Source organism: Pseudomonas sp. NPDC090233 (genome assembly GCF_044772285.1).
Lineage (GTDB): Bacteria > Pseudomonadota > Gammaproteobacteria > Pseudomonadales > Pseudomonadaceae > Aquipseudomonas.
Map to the genome: position 1 here is coordinate 85,706 of NZ_JBIVYQ010000010.1, position 16,881 is coordinate 102,586.

The 16,881-nt window shown below is 63.4% G+C and carries 14 protein-coding genes; 5 read left to right on the forward strand and 9 right to left on the reverse strand.

Annotated elements, in window-relative coordinates; genetic code table 11:
- Positions 1–7: 7 nt before the first annotated feature.
- The 5 genes from ACIQUF_RS24355 to ACIQUF_RS24375 are packed head-to-tail and all read right to left on the reverse strand — an operon-like array spanning position 8 to position 6,454.
- The gene (locus ACIQUF_RS24355) at positions 8–1,456 is read right to left on the reverse strand and encodes a 4-hydroxyphenylacetate 3-hydroxylase family protein (protein WP_403136200.1); all 1,449 of its coding nucleotides are present in this window, start codon (positions 1,454–1,456) and stop codon (positions 8–10) included.
- 26 nt (positions 1,457–1,482) lie between these two features.
- A complete protein-coding gene (locus ACIQUF_RS24360; protein WP_403136201.1) occupies positions 1,483–2,733 on the reverse strand; it encodes a hypothetical protein in 1,251 nt (416 codons plus the stop codon).
- A gap of 29 nt (positions 2,734–2,762) precedes the next feature.
- Positions 2,763–4,160: a tryptophanase gene (locus ACIQUF_RS24365; protein WP_403136204.1), complete on the reverse strand. Its 1,398-nt coding sequence runs from the start codon at positions 4,158–4,160 to the stop codon at positions 2,763–2,765.
- A gap of 43 nt (positions 4,161–4,203) precedes the next feature.
- Complete coding sequence (locus tag ACIQUF_RS24370) at positions 4,204–4,893, reverse strand: DUF6875 domain-containing protein (protein WP_403136205.1); 690 nt, start codon at positions 4,891–4,893, stop codon at positions 4,204–4,206.
- A 37-nt stretch (positions 4,894–4,930) separates the two neighbouring features.
- Positions 4,931–6,454, reverse strand: coding sequence for an MFS transporter (locus ACIQUF_RS24375; protein ID WP_403136207.1), 1,524 nt, complete (start codon positions 6,452–6,454; stop codon positions 4,931–4,933).
- A gap of 102 nt (positions 6,455–6,556) precedes the next feature.
- Between ACIQUF_RS24375 and ACIQUF_RS24380 the strand changes: the two genes are divergently transcribed.
- The 3 genes from ACIQUF_RS24380 to ACIQUF_RS24390 all read left to right on the forward strand — a co-directional run bounded on the left by ACIQUF_RS24380 (position 6,557) and on the right by ACIQUF_RS24390 (position 9,565).
- Complete coding sequence (locus ACIQUF_RS24380) at positions 6,557–7,459, forward strand: LysR substrate-binding domain-containing protein (protein ID WP_403136209.1); 903 nt, start codon at positions 6,557–6,559, stop codon at positions 7,457–7,459.
- Between the two features lie 204 nt (positions 7,460–7,663).
- Entirely contained in the window at positions 7,664–8,326 is a 663-nt protein-coding gene (locus ACIQUF_RS24385; RefSeq protein WP_403136211.1) for a histidine phosphatase family protein, read from the forward strand.
- A 45-nt stretch (positions 8,327–8,371) separates the two neighbouring features.
- On the forward strand, positions 8,372–9,565 hold the full coding sequence (locus ACIQUF_RS24390) for a D-amino acid dehydrogenase (protein WP_403136213.1): 1,194 nt from the start codon (positions 8,372–8,374) through the stop codon (positions 9,563–9,565).
- A 67-nt stretch (positions 9,566–9,632) separates the two neighbouring features.
- Here the strand turns inward: ACIQUF_RS24390 and ACIQUF_RS24395 are convergent, their stop codons facing one another.
- From ACIQUF_RS24395 to ACIQUF_RS24405, 3 genes are all read right to left on the reverse strand, one after another.
- Positions 9,633–10,361, reverse strand: a complete 729-nt coding sequence (locus ACIQUF_RS24395) for an aspartate/glutamate racemase family protein (RefSeq protein WP_403136215.1) — start codon at positions 10,359–10,361, stop codon at positions 9,633–9,635.
- A gap of 16 nt (positions 10,362–10,377) precedes the next feature.
- Positions 10,378–11,904 (reverse strand): NCS1 family nucleobase:cation symporter-1, encoded by a 1,527-nt coding sequence (locus ACIQUF_RS24400; RefSeq protein WP_403136217.1) that lies wholly within the window; start codon positions 11,902–11,904, stop codon positions 10,378–10,380.
- 450 nt (positions 11,905–12,354) lie between these two features.
- Entirely contained in the window at positions 12,355–12,792 is a 438-nt protein-coding gene (locus tag ACIQUF_RS24405; protein WP_403136219.1) for an Lrp/AsnC family transcriptional regulator, read from the reverse strand.
- 133 nt (positions 12,793–12,925) lie between these two features.
- Here ACIQUF_RS24405 and ACIQUF_RS24410 point away from each other — a divergent pair, with 133 nt between their 5' ends.
- Entirely contained in the window at positions 12,926–13,822 is an 897-nt protein-coding gene (locus ACIQUF_RS24410) for a DMT family transporter (protein WP_403136221.1), read from the forward strand.
- A gap of 31 nt (positions 13,823–13,853) precedes the next feature.
- A complete protein-coding gene (locus ACIQUF_RS24415) occupies positions 13,854–14,780 on the forward strand; it encodes a class I SAM-dependent methyltransferase (RefSeq protein ID WP_403136222.1) in 927 nt (308 codons plus the stop codon).
- A gap of 1 nt (position 14,781) precedes the next feature.
- Here the strand turns inward: ACIQUF_RS24415 and ACIQUF_RS24420 are convergent, their stop codons facing one another.
- Entirely contained in the window at positions 14,782–16,806 is a 2,025-nt protein-coding gene (locus ACIQUF_RS24420) for a mechanosensitive ion channel family protein (RefSeq protein ID WP_403136224.1), read from the reverse strand.
- Positions 16,807–16,881: the final 75 nt, after the last annotated feature.

The window sequence follows — 16,881 nt, forward strand, 5'->3', positions numbered from 1 at the left end:
TGAGGACTTACTGGTAGGTTGAAGCGTCCGCCAGGGCCGACACCGCGAGTTCCTTGGCGGCTTCCCAGTCATACTCGCTGTGGACCCGGGAAAGTGCCACGAAATGCGGCCCTGAGTAGAACATTTCGTACTGCAGATGGCGCGAGCCGAACTCCGAACCAATGGCGTCCCAGGCCAGCTTCATCAACTGCACTCGTTCCAGGGGCGTAGCTATCGATGAATACTGGGTTTGCTCGATCAGCTCACGGGCCTGCGGGTGCGACAGGTCGTGGATGCTCGACGGCAGCATGATCACGCCACCGCCCGCCAGCTTGCGAATGGCTTCGATAAATTTCGGGTACACGGTTTGCGCGACCGCCTGGCACATGTACAAGTGCTTTTTATCCGGAACCTGATATTTGCCATGCTGCACCGGGCAGTGCACCAACGCCTTGAACAGCCCCTCGATCATCAGGGTGTTGCAGGCCAGTTCGCCGAGTATTTCGCGGACGGCCGGGAAGTCGCTGACCCCGGTGATTTCCGTCATGCGCTGGGCCAGGCCGGTGAGGAAATGCAGCTTGGCCGTGAGCCGCGCCAGGCTCTGGGTATCCATCAGCACTTCGGCGGCGGTGCCGTGGAACTGGCGGCGGCACATCGCGGTGTCGCGGTAGACGAACACCCGTTCCCAGGGCACCAGCACATCGTCGAAGTAGATCAAGGCGTCGTTTTCGTCGAAGCGGCTGCTCAGTGGGTGATCAAAGCTGTTCTTGCCTTCGGCGTAGGAGTTGCGCGAGAGGATCCTGATGCCGGGGGCATTCAGCGGCATGGCGAACGACAGCGCATAGCGGTCATCGACCCCCGCTTTCAAAGGGTTCTGCACGCCCACCAGCAATTCGTCCGCCAGCACCGCCGCGGTGCCGAGCATCTTGGCGCCCTTGACGATGATGCCGGCGTCGGTTTCCTTGACCACGCCCAGCGTGTGGTAAAGGTTGCGCTCATGTTCACCCGGGCTGCGTGAGCGGTCACCTTGCGGGTTGACGATGGTATAGGTCAGGTACAGGTCACGGTCGCGGGCGTATTCGAAATAGGCCTTCAGCGCCGCCGCGCGGTCTGGCGAGTAAGCCTCGAACACTTCCAGGTGCGTCATCATGCCCGCCAGGGCCGCCGACACGTGATCGGGGCTGCGGCCCAGCCAGCCCATGCTCTGACGTGCCCAGGCCAACGACGCGTGGGCGCGGCCGACCAGTTGCTCGGCCCGTTCAGGCAGCTCCCAGGCCTTGCTGATCTGCAGCCCCTGATCGGTCTCGAAGGTCATCTCTTGCGGGTTGCTGGCTTGGTAATCGTAGAGTTGCGCCACCGATTCGACTGCCCCACGGAAGGCCGGGTGCTGGCTGTGGCGGGTGATGCATTCGCCGTTGATGAAGACTTCGCGCCCGTCGTCTACAGCGCTCAGGTACTGCTTGCCGGTTCGAGACATCGACGCTCCTTGGGTAGGTGCAGTGTTCATAGCTGAAGAAACTCCAGGGGCATTCCCAGTTCGGCGCGGGCGACATAGGTTGCAAAGGTTTCCCACTGCGCGCCGACGTGGCCGCGGTACATCGACACGTCGCTGAAGTAGCGCAGTAATCTGGAATCGCAGCGCGCCTGCGAAGTGCCGGCCGTTCGGAACAGCAGTTCGACCGCTTCGCAGGCCTGCCTGCCGGCCTGCTGCAGCGTGCCCCAGGCCCTGACGTTTTCTGCGACCGAAATGCCTTGCCCGCGTTCGCGCCAACGGTAGGCCAGGCGCTGATGCTGTTCGCAGATCTGCAGCAAGGTGGCTTCGGCCGCCTCGGTGAGAACGATGGCCTGACCGTAGGCGCGTTGGAAGTTCGGGTCCTCGGCGCGTTTGTGCTGCGGTGCGAACGGTTGCGGGGTGGCCTTGATCAGGGCCTTGTATTCGTCCAGCGCGGCACGAGCGGCGCCGATCACCGGAGCCAGCAGGTTGGCGTGGTAAGGCAACATCAGGTAGCCGAGGTACAACGGGTTGCCATGCAACCGTGTGCCGTGGGTGCCCGTGGTGACATCCTGGCCGGCGAAAAAACCCGAGAAGGCGGTCACCATGCGTTCAGGCACGAACACATCATCGAGGCGGATGCTGTTCGAGCCACTGGCACGCATCCCCAAGGTTTCGCTGCCGCCCCAGTCCTTGAGGATGCTGTAGTCGGAGCGCGGCACCAGGCAGTTGAGGTGAGGCGCAGCGGGGCCGGCATCCACGTCGACCACGGTAACGATGACGTGCGTCGAATAGGTCACGCCGGTGCAGTAGTTGAAGGTGCCGCTGAGCCGGTAGCCACCCCGTGCCCGCTGGCAGGTGCCGCCGGGAAACGCCCGGTGAGGTGCGACGAAATGGCCATCGGCGCCGAACACTTCATCCTGTACCTCCTTCGGCCAGTGGGAGGCGAAGGTCAGGCTATGGGCGGCGCCCAGCGTCAGGTTCCAGCCCAGGGCGGGGTGGCCGCGGGATATCTCGATCATGATCCGGTAGAAATCGGCCAGGCTGAGTTCGAATCCGCCATAACGTTTCGGTTGCAGCAACCGATAGAAGCCATGCTCCCGGAACCATTCGTCCAGGGCTGGGCTGTAGGTGCCTTGCGCGTCGCTCACCTCCTGTTCTTCACGGAGCTTGTGGCGCATTTCCCGCGCCAGCTCGATGAACTCCTCGACCGTGCGGTTGGCAGCGAAGGCGGTGGTCAAACGGGTATTCGGTTGGCCCATGGGAATCTTCCTGATTCGTTGGCTGGGGTTCAGACTTCCTTGAAGCGCGCGGTGAACTGGCGCAGTACCGCAGGCTCGTAGACGAAGTCGAGCGGGCGCAGCGAGGCCGCGCGGTCGACCACCTCGATCAGCGAGTCGGCGACGAAGTCCATGTGGTTGTCGGTGTAGGTCCGGCGCGGAATGGTCAGGCGCATCAGCTCGAACAGCGCCGGTTCCTGCTCGCGGGTCACGGGATGCCGGCCCATCATCAGCGATCCGATCTCCGTGGCCCGGACACCGCTTTCGAGATACAGCGCGTTGACCAGCATCTGCGCCGGGAAGTGATGGCCCGCTACGTCCGGGCGAATCTTGCCGGCGTCGACGAACACGGCGTGGCCACCCACTGGCGTCTGGATCGGCACGCCGGCCTGTTGCAGGCGATCGGCCAGGTAGGTCACCTGGTGGATGCGGCTCGCCAGGTGGTGTTCGTCGCAGGCTTCCTCGAGACCGACGGCCATGGCATCGATATCACGCCCGGCCAGGCCCCCGTAGGTAATGAAACCTTCCATGGGCACGCAACGCAGCTGCGCCTCGGCGAACAGCGCCTGGTCTTCACGGAAGCAGCACAAGCCGCCGATGTTGACCATCGCATCCTTCTTCGCCGACATGGTGAAGATATCGGCGTGTTGGAACATCTCCCAGACGATCTGGGTGATGGAGTGGTCGCGGTAGCGGGCATCGCGCTGTTTGATGAAGTAGGCATTCTCGGCGAACCGGGCGGCATCGATGACCACCGGGATGCCATGCTGGCGTGCCATCGAAGCGGCGTCACGAATGTTGTCCATCGCCACCGGCTGGCCTCCTACGCTGTTGCAGGTGATGGTGATCACCACGGCGGCGATCTGGTGAGCACCGGTCAGTTCGATCTCGGTCGTCAGCGCCTGGAGATCGAAATTGCCTTTCCAGTCATCGTGCCGGGCGGTGTCCAGGGCGGCGGGGCAGATCAGGTTCCGGACCTGCGCACCGGCGATCTCCACATGCGCCTTGGTGGTATCGAAATGATGATTGGAGAGAAACACCGGCGTCGATGCACCACGCGACCTTGCCCGCTCCACCAGGCAGGGGAAGAGGATCTGTTCGGCACCACGGCCCTGGTGCACCGGGATGGTGTAGGGGTAGCCGAACAGGCGCTGCACGGTGTCGCTGAGCCGGAAGAAGCTCTTGCTGCCGGCGTACGACTCGTCGGCGGTCATCATCGCGCCCCATTGGCGGTCGCTCATGGCACCGGTGCCGCTGTCGGTGAGCAGGTCGATGAACACATCTTCGGCGCGCAGCAGGAAAGGGTTCAGGCCCGCTTGGCGCAGGGCGTGCTCGCGGTATTCGCGGGTGGTGGTCTTCAGCGGTTCAACCATCTTGATTCGAAACGGTTCAGGCATGCGAACGGGCATTTCCAGGCCTCCATGGCTATGGGATTGATAGTGTCCAAGGTACTCAGCTGGCGACGATGCGCCGCAGCACATCCACCTGCTCGGGGCTCAGGCACAGGCGGCTTTGCTGGTGCAGGACGGCGTTGATGCCGACTTTCGCGCGCATGCCATGGGCACGCAGGTAAGCTTCGACGAACTGTGGCTGGTCGGCGAGAAAGGCGATGTCGAGTTCGACCATTTCCCGAATGACCAGCAGCGGCACTGGTGAGCGAAGCGGATTGAAGGTGTCGCTGCGCAACCCGGGCTTGGGGCACAGCGAATAGAATTCGCCCAGCATCAGGCCCGCTTCGAGGAACTGAGGCTTGAGCAGGGAATGAAAGTGGTTCACCCGCTCGGGGTCCTCAAGGCCATGCAGCACACCGACGATCGCCTTGAACTGGCTGGCGTTGCCATCCTGGGGCGCATGCTGCTTGAAGCTTTCGATGAGGCCGAGAATGTCCCGACACACCGCCTGCTCCGTGCGGCCCGTGAAGTCGATATCGACCAGCCAGAAGGTTTCGCGTTTGATCGAGGGCGGCGTCCACGGGCACACGGCCCCTGTGCGGCCCAGTTCCGGATGCGGGTTGCACAGGTACGAGACACACCACTGGGCGATCTCGGCCATCTGCTCGGAGCAGGCATCGGATATGCCTTCCAAGGCACGGGCAATCGGGACCAGGGTGAGCTGGCCACAAGCGTTGTTGTCACGTTCCATCATGACTTCCTTAACAGGTCGGTGAACTTGCAGACCTTTACCGGCCGGTGCGTGGCGCGGTATGGGGGGTGGGCACAGGGGCGATTTCACGCAGCGCCCAGCGGCTGACCAAGGCGGCGGTGAGGGTCAGCGCGGCCAGGCCGTAGCACAGTGTCTGGAACGCCTGCGAGTAAAGGCTCATGAGCCCGGAAGGGGGCAGGGGCTGGCTGCTCGACTGCGCCGCCGCGAAGTTGCCGGTCGCAAGCTCCGCCGCGACGATTGCAACGTCCTGCCCTGGCAGGGCGCCCGCGAGCTGCCCTTGCAGCAGGCTGTTGAGCACGGCAAGTGCCGCCGCCACGCAAATCGCCTCGCCGCAGGCGCGCATGGTGGTGAAGATGCCGGTCGCCATGCCTGCGCGTTCGACCGATACCACCTTGATCGACAGGTCGTCCATCAGCCCCCAGGGGATCGCCGAGCCGACACCGATCAACAGCATCGGCCAGCAGAACACAAGCCAGTGGCTGCCGACATCGACGGTGGCGAGCCAGATCAGGCCCAGCCCGGCCAGCAACAAACCGACGAAACAGAGGTTGGCGGCGGCGATGTGGCGGGCAAGCATCGCCGAGAGGAACGGCACCATCAGCATCGGCAGCGACAGCGCCATCATCAGCAGGCCGGCCTGCCCGGTACCCAGCGATTCGACACCGACGAAACGCAGCGGCAGTAGGATCAGCAAGACGATGAAGCTCAGGGCCGTGGCGATGGGCAGCAACTGAACGCCAACGAAACGCCGGTCGCCGAACAGCGAAAGATCGAGCATCGGGCGTGGTTGGCGCTGCTCGATGCGGATGAACAGCAACAACAGCAGGACCGCGGCGCCGAGCAGGGCAAGCACGGTGACGCTGTACCAGCCATGGGCCGGAATCTGCATGATGGCGAAGGTCAGTACCACCAGCATGGCACTGAAGGCCAGCACGCCTGCCCAGTCCAGATGGCGTGCGCCAGGGTCGCGGGTTTCGCGCATCCGTGGCGCTGCCAGGAGCCAGGCCAGCCCGCCGAACACGGCGCCTAACAGGAATATCGCACGCCAGTTGAAGAACTCGACCAGCAGGCCCGAAATCACCGGCCCGAAGGCCAGGCCAAGGCCGAACGCGGTGCCCAGCAGGCCGTAGGCCTTGGTCCTGGCATGGCCTTCGAATTCCTGCGCCAGGGTTGCCGAACCTCCGGCCATGGTCAGCGCTGCTGCGATGCCTTGAAGCCCTCGCAGCACGTCGAGGAACACCACATCCTGGGCGCAACTGACGATGACCGAGAGGATCGTGAAGCTGCCGATGCCCCAGCAGAACATGCGTTTGCGGCCGTACAGGTCGGCGAGCGTGCCGGCCGCCATGATCGCACTGCCGAAGCTCAGGGCGAACGCATTGACCACCCATGCCAGGGCGATCGCGCTACCGCCCAGGTCGTTGCCGATCGCCGACAGGGCCATCGCCGGCCCGGTGTATTCGAGAGGCAATATCAAACCGGCCGTGCACACTGCCAGTAATACCAGCGCACGCCGAATGGAGTCGTTCCGGGCCGCCATTCCTTGGTTCCTTAACTTGTCTGTTCCTGGACTTGGCGATGGTATTTGAGGGATAAATGCACTTGAAGGGAACAATATTCAAAAGAGAATTGCGGTTCGTGCATGAATGATGACATTTCGCTATGGCGCTTGTTTTTCCGTATCGTCGAGCGCGGCAGCCTGACCAAGGCCGCCGATGACTTCGACCTGGAACCCTCCTCGGTGAGCCGACGCATCGCTGCGTTGGAAAAGCGCCTGAACGTTCGGCTGCTCAACCGCACCACCCGGCAGGTCACGCTCTCGGAGGCGGGGTCGCGGGCGTATGAACAGATGAGGCCGTTGATCGACGAGATGGAAGGGGTTATCGCAGACCTCGACGGTGGCTCGCCGCAGATCGCTGGCGCCATCCGCATGACCGCTCCGGTCAACTTCGGCGAACGGCACCTGGTGCCCTGGTTGACGGCGTTCCAGCAACTGCACCCACAGGTGATCATCGACCTGGTGCTGTCCGATTCGCGACTGGACCTGAGCGGGGAGGCCATCGACCTGGCGCTGCGGGTAGGGGAATTGCCGGTCTCAGATTTGGTCGCCCGCAAGATCGGCGACATGCCCAACGTGCTGTGCGCCAGCCGCAGCTATGTGCAGGCGCACGGGCGGCCTGCCAAGCCACAGGAGCTGATTGGCCACCGGGCGATCCTCTACTCCTTGGGCCAGGAACGGCATCGCACCCGCTTGCGCTTGAGCCGCAATGGCAAGGAAATGTGCGTCGAGCTTCACGGGGTGTTCTACCTCAATAATGCCGGGGCGATCCTCGAGGCGGTGCGCCAAGGTGCCGGCATCCACCCAGGGCCTCGCTGGTTGTTCGAAGAGGGCATTCGTTGCGGCGAATTGGTCGAGCTGCTACCGGAGTGGGGGCTGGTCGGGCTGCCAGTGCACCTGGTGCGTTTGAACAATCGCTACGAAGCCAAACGCGTGCGGGCACTGGGCGACTGGATAGAGAAGTGCTGGGCCGAGCAGATGCGCTAAGCCCCGCGCATACTTCGGCGGACATTATTCAGCAACACAGCGGCCCTACTCTGTGGCGTGCCCAGGGAACGGCATATGCACTCACGGAGGAACCAAACGGGTTGGAGGCACTCTGACACCTACTCGTTGGCCATGGATGGCATCCACAGCAGGGACAGCCCGCTGCGGGACAACCCGAAACTGTCTGCCAAAGAGCCTGCCTACATGAAGTTGCCAACATTCCTTCGACGCCGTCGCCACCTGCTGCTGAGCTTCGCGCTCATCGCAGCAGCCGTGCCCCTGGCACTGGATGTGGTCGAAAGCCGCGCGGAGCCGGTCGACGGCACCCAGACGCTGGTGTTTCTGCGTCATGCCGAAAAACCCGGCGAGGGCCTGGGGCAGTTGAACTGCCAGGGGCTCAACCGCGCCCTGGACTTGGCCACATTATTGCCGGAGCGCTTCGGCAACGCCGATTACGTGTTCGCTGCCAACCCGTCGCGGCATGTGGAGGAAGGTAGCAACGACGAAAGCTACAGCTACATCCGCCCGCTGATGACCATCACCCCCAGCGCCATTCGCCTGGGCCTGCCGGTGAACATCGACTACGGCGCCAACGATACGGAAGACCTCGCTGACGAATTGCTCAGCGAAAAATACCGCAACGCCACCGTCTATACGGCCTGGTCCCACGGCTATCTGCCCGAGCTGATCAATACCGTGGCTGGCAAGGCCCTGGGCGATGAGCGGGTGATCACCGAGGACTGGAGCGGCGATGATTTCGACACCCTGTATGTGCTCACCCTGACCTGGCATGACGGCAAGGCCAGCCTGCTCAGTCGCAACGTGCGCCAGGGCCTCAATGGCGGCGAGCATAGCTGCCCGACCTGATCCGCTGTTACTGTCTCGGCAAGGAAGCCGAAACAGGGGCAATGCATGAAGCAGAACGTAACGGTCATTGGTGGTGGAGTGATTGGCCTGACGACGGCCTATGCGCTGGTACGCGAGGGCCTGTCAGTTGACCTGATCGAGGCGCGCGACAGCCTGGCCTCCGCCACCAGCTTTGCCAATGGCGGGCAGTTGTCGTACCGCTATGTGGCGCCACTGGCCGATGCCGGTGTGCCGTGGCAGGCCCTGGGCTGGATGCTGCAGGGGGATTCGCCGCTGCGTTTGCGCTTGCGCCTGGACCCGGCGCAGTGGCGTTGGTTACTGGCGTTCATGCTGGCGTGCCGCAGCCGTGTCAACCGGCGTAACAGCGAACACCTGCTGGCGTTGGCGCTGGAAAGTCAGGCCACGCTGTCGCGCTGGCGCGAGGAAGATGGGCTAGGCGACTTTGCCTGGCGGCGGAACGGCAAACTGGTTGCTTTTCGCAGTGAGCGGGCGTTTGTCCGTGGGCGTGAGCGCTTGCTGGATCCACTCAGCCAGCGGGTACTCGATGCCACCGAGCTCAGAGCTTTGGAGCCAGCGTTGGCCGAGTCGCCGTTCGTGGGTGGCGTCCTCACGCCCGATGAAGAAGTTGCCGACTGTCACCGTTTCTGCGAGCGCCTGGCCGAGCGTTTGCGCGCATCCGGGCAGTGTCGGTTTCTGTTGGGCAAGGCGGTGACGCGGTTGCACACGCAGCAGAATCAGGTCGTGGCGTTGCAGCGCGGCGACGAGCGTGTCGATGTGCAGCGCCTGGTGGTGTGCGCCGGGCATCGCAGTGCAGCGCTGGCATTACCCGGCTTGAACCTGCCGGTCTATCCGCTCAAGGGCTACAGCCTTACGGCGCCGATCAGCACGGCACATCGGGCGCCTGAGGTCAGCATCACCGATTACGAGCGCAAGATCGTCTATGCACGCCTGGACCAGCAACTGCGGGTCGCGGCGATGGTGGACATTGTCGGCTTCGATGAGTCGGTGGATGCGCGGCGGCTTGAAAGCATGCGCCGGCTGGCGCGGGAGACGTTGCCGGATGCGGCGGATTATGGCCAGGCGGTGGAGTGGGCGGGGATGCGGCCGGCGACGCCGACCGGGGTGCCGATCATTGGCGGTACGGCTTACCAGAACCTCTGGTTGAACCTGGGGCATGGGGCATTGGGGTTTACCTTGGCCTGTGGCAGCGCGCAGCGGCTGGCCAGGATGATGGGCTGACTGTACCGGCCTCTTCGCGGGGCGATCCGGCTTGCCCCGCGAAAGGGCCGGTATTGGCGAACTACCTCTACCGCCCGAACTGCATCGGCCAACCCACCACCTTCTTCACTCTTGGCGTGGCATAGGTCCGCACCTTGGACGTACTCAAGCCCATCCGCACCAGCGACTCGGCGATGGTCACCGCCGCACTCACGCCATCCACCACCGGTACCCCGGTACGCTGACGGATCTGTTCATCCAGCCCGGCCATGCCGCCGCAGCCCAGGCAGATCACTTCAGCCTTGTCGTCGCGCACTGCACGCTCAGCCTGCTCGACGATGGCCTCGACCGCACGCTGCGGATCTTCCTCCAGCTCCAATACCGCCAGGCCGCTGGCGCGCACCGACGCGCAACGGTCGTACAGGCCGGAAAGCTTCAGCCGGTCCTCGATCAGCGGCACGGTACGGTCCAGGGTGGTCACCACCGAGTAGGCGTGGCCCAGGTACATCGCGGTGCTGGCGGCGGCATCGGTGATGTCCACCACCGGCACGTTGAGCAGCTCCTGCAAGCCTTCGCGGCCGTGTTCGCCATAGCCGGCCTGGATCAAGGCGTCGTACGGCCCTTCGTAGGCAAGCACCCGGTCCATCACGGCGATGGCGGCCAGGTAACTCTCGAAATTGCCCTCCACCGACTCGGCGCCGAACCACGGCGTCAGGCCGATGATCTCGGTGCCGGGCGACGCGACGCTGCGGGCCTGTTCGGCGATGGCGTCGGTGATGGCGGCGGTGGTGTTGACGTTGGCGATCAGAATACGCATGGGCTCTGCTCCTTGATCAGTGGCTGCTGTGGTCGACGGCGATGCATTCGCCGCTGACATCAGCGTATTGGCGGTTGCGCGGGGCGATCAGCAGGTACAGCGCGGCGGCGATCCCGGCGCCGATCAGCCAGGAAAACGGCGCGATGGCATGGAAGTTGGGCACCAGCGCCAGGACGATGGCGAGCAGCGCAGCCGGCACGAAGGCGGCCACGGCACGCAGGTTGATCCCTTTGCTGTAGTGGTAGGCGCCGGCCGGGTGTTCGCTGTACAGCTCCGGGACGTTGATGCAGCCTTTTCGCAACAGCCAGTAGTCGGCCATGATCACCCCGTACAGCGGGCCGAGCAGTGCGCCCAGGCCGGACAGGAAGTAGACGATCACCAGCGGGCTGTTGTAGAGGTTCCAGGGCAGGATCAGCACCGCCAGGGTGGCGCTGATCAAGCCTGCGCGTTTGAAGTTCAGGTGGCGCGGCGCCAGGTTGCTGAGCACGAAGGCCGGGGCGACGAAGTTGGCCATGATGTTCACCGCCACGGTGACGATCAGGAAGGCCAGGCAGCCGAGGACCAGAAACGCGGTGTCGGGGATGCTGGCGACGATCTGGGTCGGGCTGTCGATGATCTGCCCATTGATCTGGAACTGCGCGCCGCACAGCACCACGGTGATCATCGCGAACACCAGGATGTTCACCGGCAGGCCCCAGAAGTTGCCGACGCGGATGGTTTTGCGGCACGGCGAAGAGCGGGCGAAGTCGCAGAAGTTGAGCACCAGGGTGCCGTAGATCGCCAGCCACAGCGCACCGCCAGCAAAGATGTTGCGCCACATCTCATAACCGGTCAGCGGCTCGGCTACTGACCAGGCGATGCGTGCATCGGCCTTGAAGTACATGAACACCGCCAGGCTGGCCACGGTCAGCAGGATCACCGGGCCGGCGAAAGCCTCGTAGCGGCGCACCATCTCCATGCCGTAGGCGAGGATCACCAGCTGCACCAGCCAGATCGCCACGAAGCAGACCCAGCCAAGGCTTGATAGGCCGAGGATGCTGTCATGGTCGTAGGCCGCCAGGTGCGGCCACACCGCCGTGAGCAGCACCCGCAGCACCACTGAGGCCAGGTAGGTCTGGATGCCGAACCAGGCGATGGCAATGATCGCGCGGATCAGTGCCGGGATCTGAGCTCCATGAATACCGAACGCGATACGGCTGATCACCGGGAACGGCACGCCGGTCTTCTGCCCCATGTAGCCGGACAGATTCATGAAGAAGTACACCAGCGCCGCACCGATTGCTAGCGATAATAGGATCTGCCAGCCACCCAATCCCAAAGCGAACAAACCCATGGCGAAGGAGTAGTTGGCGATGTTGTGCACATCGTTGGTCCACAGCGCGAAGATGCTGTAACCGCCCCAACGGCGACCTTCGACCTTGGTCGGGGCGAGATCGCGGTTATGCAGGCGCGGGCTGAGTTCAAGTTGTGGCGCATGGCCGGCCAATGGGGAGGAGGGATGGGTGCTGGCGACGGATAATTCAGGGGCAAGGTCGAGGCTCATTCCTGCAGGCTCCTGATGCACGTGGACTGCGATGAGCGGGCATGCGCACGGGCTCGCCATCTCGTCGGTGCAGCGTTGGCATCACTGGGTTCTGGGCGCGGCTGCCGGGGGTTGGGCCAGCGCCGCGGGTTCTTGTGTATTTATGTTTTGTTCGACGTGTATACAAAACACGAACACACAAAAGCGAGTTCCATGCCAGGCCGAAACCAGTAATCAGACTGCCACTAATCTGAATCTCCACTGCTAGAAGATAAGTCGATGAAATCAAATAACTATAACTTGACCAAATGAACAGGTTTAATTTTTAAGTATGGATTTACTTGATCTTGCGGTCAGATTTAGTTGGAAACGTTGTGTAACGTATCGGTGCATTGCTAGCAATCGTGCACACAAAAATGGCACCTAAGGTGACATTAATGTGTACAAAAAATAGTCAGGCTCCTGTTCGGTTCAGTCCATCGGTGGCAGACGTCGCTTAACGGGGCTTTTCTTGATGATCGCCGTGTTGGTTTCGGCGAGCACATTGATACGGTCGAGCAGGGTGTCGAGCTGCTCCATCGAACGCACGTGCAGCCGGGCGATGAAGCAATCCTCGCCCGTGACCTTGTCGCACTCGGTGAACTGTGGAATGGCCACGATCTGCCGCTCCACTTCCTGCAGCTGCCCAGGCAGCGGGCGGATACGCACGATCGCCTGCAGCTGATAACCGAAGCTGCGCGGGTCCACATCCACGGTGTAACCGCGCAGCACACCGCGTTCTTCCAGACGGCGCAGGCGTTCGCTGACGCTGGGGGCGGAAAGGCCGCTGATCTGCGCCAGCGCTTTCAGCGAGCGGCGGGAGTCTTCCATCAGGGCATTGATCAGCAGTTGGTCGATGGCATCGGTCATGTGCGCCTCATCAGGTTGAATCAGAGATTTGCCTTGATAGTAAAGGTTGAATGGCAAAACCGCCTTGGTTATCCGCTGGAAGGGTGGCGGTCAGCCTCTGCATACTGTGGCCATCTTCGATTGGAGGTGTGAGATGGACAGTTCATTGCGCCGTGGCTCGCTGGAAATGGTCGCCGCCATGCTGATTTCCGGGACCATCGGCTGGTTCGTGTTGGTGTCCGGGCAGCCGGTGCTGGAGGTGGTGTTCTGGCGCTGCGTGTTCGGCACCGGCGCCTTGCTGGTGATTTGCGCAGCCTTTGGTTTTCTCAAACCGGGTGTGATCAGCCGCACGGCCTTCCTCCTGGCAATCGTCAGCGGCGTGGCCATCGTCGGCAACTGGGTGCTGCTGTTCGCCTCTTACTCGCGGGCTTCGATCGCCATCGGTACGGCGGTGTACAACGTCCAGCCTTTCATGCTGGTGGGGCTGGCGGCAGTGTTTCTTGGCGAGAAGATCACCGCTGCCAAAGTCACCTGGCTGAGCGTGGCGTTCCTCGGCATGCTGGCGATCGTCAGCGCCCATGGCGCGGGGCAGGGCAGTGGTGAGGACTACCTGCTGGGCATCGGCCTGGCCTTGGGGGCGGCCTTTCTGTATGCCGTCGCCGCGCTCATCATCAAACGCCTGAAAGGCACGCCGCCCCACCTGATCGCTCTGATTCAGGTGGCCACCGGAGTGCTGTTGCTGGCGCCATGGGTCAAGCTCGGTGGCCTGCCTGGCGAGCCCTCGGCGCTGGCCAGTTTGCTGACACTGGGCATCGTCCACACCGGGCTGATGTATGTGCTGCTGTACAGCGCCATCCAGCGCTTGCCGACGGCATTGACCGGCGCATTGTCGTTCATCTACCCGATTGCCGCGATCCTGGTCGACTGGATCGCATTCGGGCATCGGCTGGCGCCGCTGCAGTGGCTGGGCGTGGCGTTGATCCTGCTGGCGGCGGCGGGGATGCAGCAGGGTTGGTGGTTCCGTTCGGCGCAGGTTATGGTCAAAGGGTAGAATGCTCCCTTTTACCAGCTTGCGACCCGCCATGACTTCGCCGATCCAGACCCTCGAACAGCATCTGCTCACCGCCCTCGACCCCGCCCCGCAGGAGACCCGGCGCCTGTTCCATGGCCGCGGCCGTTGCTGGCCGGGGTTGGAACAGGTCACCGTGGACTGGCTGCAAGGCGTGCTGTCGGTGGCGTTGTTCCGTGAGCCACCAGAAGGCCAACTCGCGGAACTGGAAGCCATGTTGTGCAACCTTGCCCAGCACCCGCAGTGGACGGGTCAGGCGATCCTGCTGCAGCACCGCTACCTGCCAGACAGCCCCGGCCAATGGCTGTGGGGCGAGCCCTGCCAGCAACGCGAGGTGGTCGAGGATGGCCTGACCTACCTGCTCGACCTGGGCGTGCGGCAGAACATTGGCCTGTTCCTCGACATGCGCTACGGCCGCCGCTGGGTGCGTGAACAGGCAGCCGGCAAGCGGGTACTCAACCTCTTCGCCTACACCTGCGGTTTCTCCGTGGCAGCGATTGCCGGGGGTGCCGAGCAGGTGGTGAACCTGGACATGGCCAAGTCGGCGCTGTCCCGTGGCCGCGACAACCACCGGCTCAATGGCCACGATGCATCGCGGGTGGCGTACCTGGGGCATGAGCTGTTCAAGTCGTGGGGCAAGGTGCGCAAGTACGGGCCGTATGACCTGATCATCATCGACCCGCCGACGTTCCAGAAGGGGAGCTTTGTACTGACCCAGGATTACGCGAAGATCTTGCGGCGTTTGCCGGAGTTGTTGAGCGAGGGAGGGACGGTGCTGGCGTGTGTGAATGACCCGGGCATCGGGCCGGAGTTCTTGATCGAAGGGATGGCCGAGCAGGCGCCGACCTTGGCCTTCATTGAGCGACTGGAGAATCCGCCGGAGTTTCCTGATGCGGATCCGGCGGGGGGGTTGAAGGCTTTGGTATTCCGCCAAAGTTGATTCAAGCCGAAACAGCGCGCACCGGCAGCGGATACACCTGGGCAAAACTCACATTCTCCGTCTGGTCCACGCGCTTTTTCAGCCGCTCGTTGAACGCCCGGCTCACCGCATACTGCCCACCGGAAATGGTGCGGAACTGGGCCGTCAGCACGAACCCGTTCAAGTCCATGCGGTCGACCCCGAACACCTGCAGCGGCCCCTGCAGGTTGATGCGCAGCAGCGGGTCGTCGCTGATCGATTGCCCCACCTCGTGGATCAGCGCCAGTGCCTCGTCCACATCGCTGTCATAGGTGAACTGCACCGAGAAGAACGCATAGGCGAATTGCCGCGATTGGTTGGTGACGGCCTTGATCTGACCGAACGGCACCGAGTGCACGAAGCCTTTGCCATCGCGCAAGCGCAGGGTGCGGATGGTCAGGCTCTCGACAGTACCGGCGTGGCCGGAATCGAGCACCACCCAGTCGCCGATCGAGATGGTGTCCTCGATCAGGATGAACAGGCCGGTGATCACATCCTGCACCAGCTGTTGCGAACCAAAGCCGATGGCCAGGCCGATCACCCCGGCACCGGCCAGCAGTGGCGCGACATTGATGCCCAGGTTGGCCATCGTGGTGATGGTGCAGATGACGATCAGGATGACCTTGATGGCGTTGCGCAGCATCGGCAGGATGGTCCGCACCCGGGTACTCGGTTGCCGCGATGCCCGGCGCCCGACGGCAGGTTTGAGCGCTTCCTGGATAGCGGTGTCGAGCACCACCCAGAGCAGCCAGGTCACCAGCAGGATCAGGCCGATGCTCGACAGCGAATTGCTGATGGCCTGGCCCAGGCTGTTGCTCAGGGCAAAGCTGATCACCGAAACGCCCCAGATGCGACCCAGCAGTTCGATGAAGGTAATCGCCATGGCGATGCGCAGCAGCGCATGGGCGAGGCTGCGCAGCAATTCCTTGTAGGGACGTACCCGTTGCCCGGCCTCGGCTTCACGTGGCGCCAGCAGGTGTTGCAGCAAAGTGCTGAGGAACACTGTGGAGACCAGAAGCACAGTGGTTAGCAGAGCGTTCTGCAGCGCCTTCTGGCTTTCTTCGCCCGCGCCGATCAAGTGAATGGCCGACACTAGAATCATCAGCAGGATCGGCAGATACCACACCACCGAGAAAATCCGCAGGGTTTCCTGCACGGCGCGGTGCTGCACGCGGTCCTTGTAATCGCGGTTGCGGATCAGGTGGGCGACCGGGCGGCGCAGGCGGATGACCAGGCTGGCAAAGATGAAGGTCGCGGCGAGGCCGGTGAATACCGCGATGCTGGCGGTGATGTTGCCGCCCAGTTGGCGGGCGATCTGCGGGCTGGTCAGGGCGTCGCTCCAGGCCGCGAGGAAGCCGATGAGGAACAGCGGGCGCGGCGCCAGGCGCTTGATCACGGCCACGGCCGAGCGCTTGTGGCCGGCATCGAACAGGGTGATCAGGCACAGAATGATCGAGGTCGAGAACAGGCCGCTGCTGGTCGCATAGGCCAGGCTCAGGCCCAGCGCACGGGCCACCGACGGGTCGAGGAAGCGGCTGGCATAGAGCGTCAGCGGCAGGCTGGCCAACGCCGGCAAGGTATACGGCAACAGGTAGCCGAGCAGGCTGCTGGCGCGTTGGCGCTGGCGCAGCCAGGGGTTGGCGGTGACGCGTTTGCACAGCCAGCGGCCAAGGCTGGTGAGCACGGCGAAGCTGGCGGCCCAGGTCAGGGTCAGCAGGATGAAGTTGCCCGCCAGTTGCAGCGAATCAGTGGCCGAATGGCGGTCGACCAGGCGTTCCATTTCCTTGGCGGCGCGGTCGGTGCGCAGGCGCCAGGCGTCGACCAGGTGGGCGTCGAGGTCCAGCTCCTGGGCGGCGCTGTCCAGGCCGTCGGCCAGGGCACCCAGCAGGCCGCCTTGCAGGACCGCTTCCGGTTCAGTGGGTTGTTCTTCGGTGGGGGCGGGGTCTGCGGCCAGCAGGTGGGTGCTCAGCAGGCAGCCGAGCAGCAGGGTGGATAAGTAGCGCAGCACTGGAGTACTCCTTGGGCCGGGGTGAGCGGGGCAGGGTTACTCAAGGAACTGATTGGTGGTGAGGGTGGAAAGTTC

Bases quoted from the DNA above. Each gene is read 5' to 3' on its own strand.
- ACIQUF_RS24355 (WP_403136200.1), bottom strand. From the start codon at position 1,456: ATGTCTCGAACCGGCAAGCAGTACCTGAGCGCTGTAGACGACGGGCGC.
- ACIQUF_RS24405 (WP_403136219.1), bottom strand. From the start codon at position 12,792: ATGACCGATGCCATCGACCAACTGCTGATCAATGCCCTGATGGAAGAC.
- ACIQUF_RS24385 (WP_403136211.1), top strand. From the start codon at position 7,664: ATGAAGTTGCCAACATTCCTTCGACGCCGTCGCCACCTGCTGCTGAGC.
- ACIQUF_RS24395 (WP_403136215.1), bottom strand. From the start codon at position 10,361: ATGCGTATTCTGATCGCCAACGTCAACACCACCGCCGCCATCACCGAC.
- ACIQUF_RS24390 (WP_403136213.1), top strand. From the start codon at position 8,372: ATGAAGCAGAACGTAACGGTCATTGGTGGTGGAGTGATTGGCCTGACG.
- ACIQUF_RS24400 (WP_403136217.1), bottom strand. From the start codon at position 11,904: ATGAGCCTCGACCTTGCCCCTGAATTATCCGTCGCCAGCACCCATCCC.
- ACIQUF_RS24375 (WP_403136207.1), bottom strand. From the start codon at position 6,454: ATGGCGGCCCGGAACGACTCCATTCGGCGTGCGCTGGTATTACTGGCA.
- ACIQUF_RS24415 (WP_403136222.1), top strand. From the start codon at position 13,854: ATGACTTCGCCGATCCAGACCCTCGAACAGCATCTGCTCACCGCCCTC.
- ACIQUF_RS24360 (WP_403136201.1), bottom strand. From the start codon at position 2,733: ATGGGCCAACCGAATACCCGTTTGACCACCGCCTTCGCTGCCAACCGC.
- ACIQUF_RS24370 (WP_403136205.1), bottom strand. From the start codon at position 4,893: ATGGAACGTGACAACAACGCTTGTGGCCAGCTCACCCTGGTCCCGATT.
- ACIQUF_RS24410 (WP_403136221.1), top strand. From the start codon at position 12,926: ATGGACAGTTCATTGCGCCGTGGCTCGCTGGAAATGGTCGCCGCCATG.
- ACIQUF_RS24365 (WP_403136204.1), bottom strand. From the start codon at position 4,160: ATGCCCGTTCGCATGCCTGAACCGTTTCGAATCAAGATGGTTGAACCG.
- ACIQUF_RS24380 (WP_403136209.1), top strand. From the start codon at position 6,557: ATGAATGATGACATTTCGCTATGGCGCTTGTTTTTCCGTATCGTCGAG.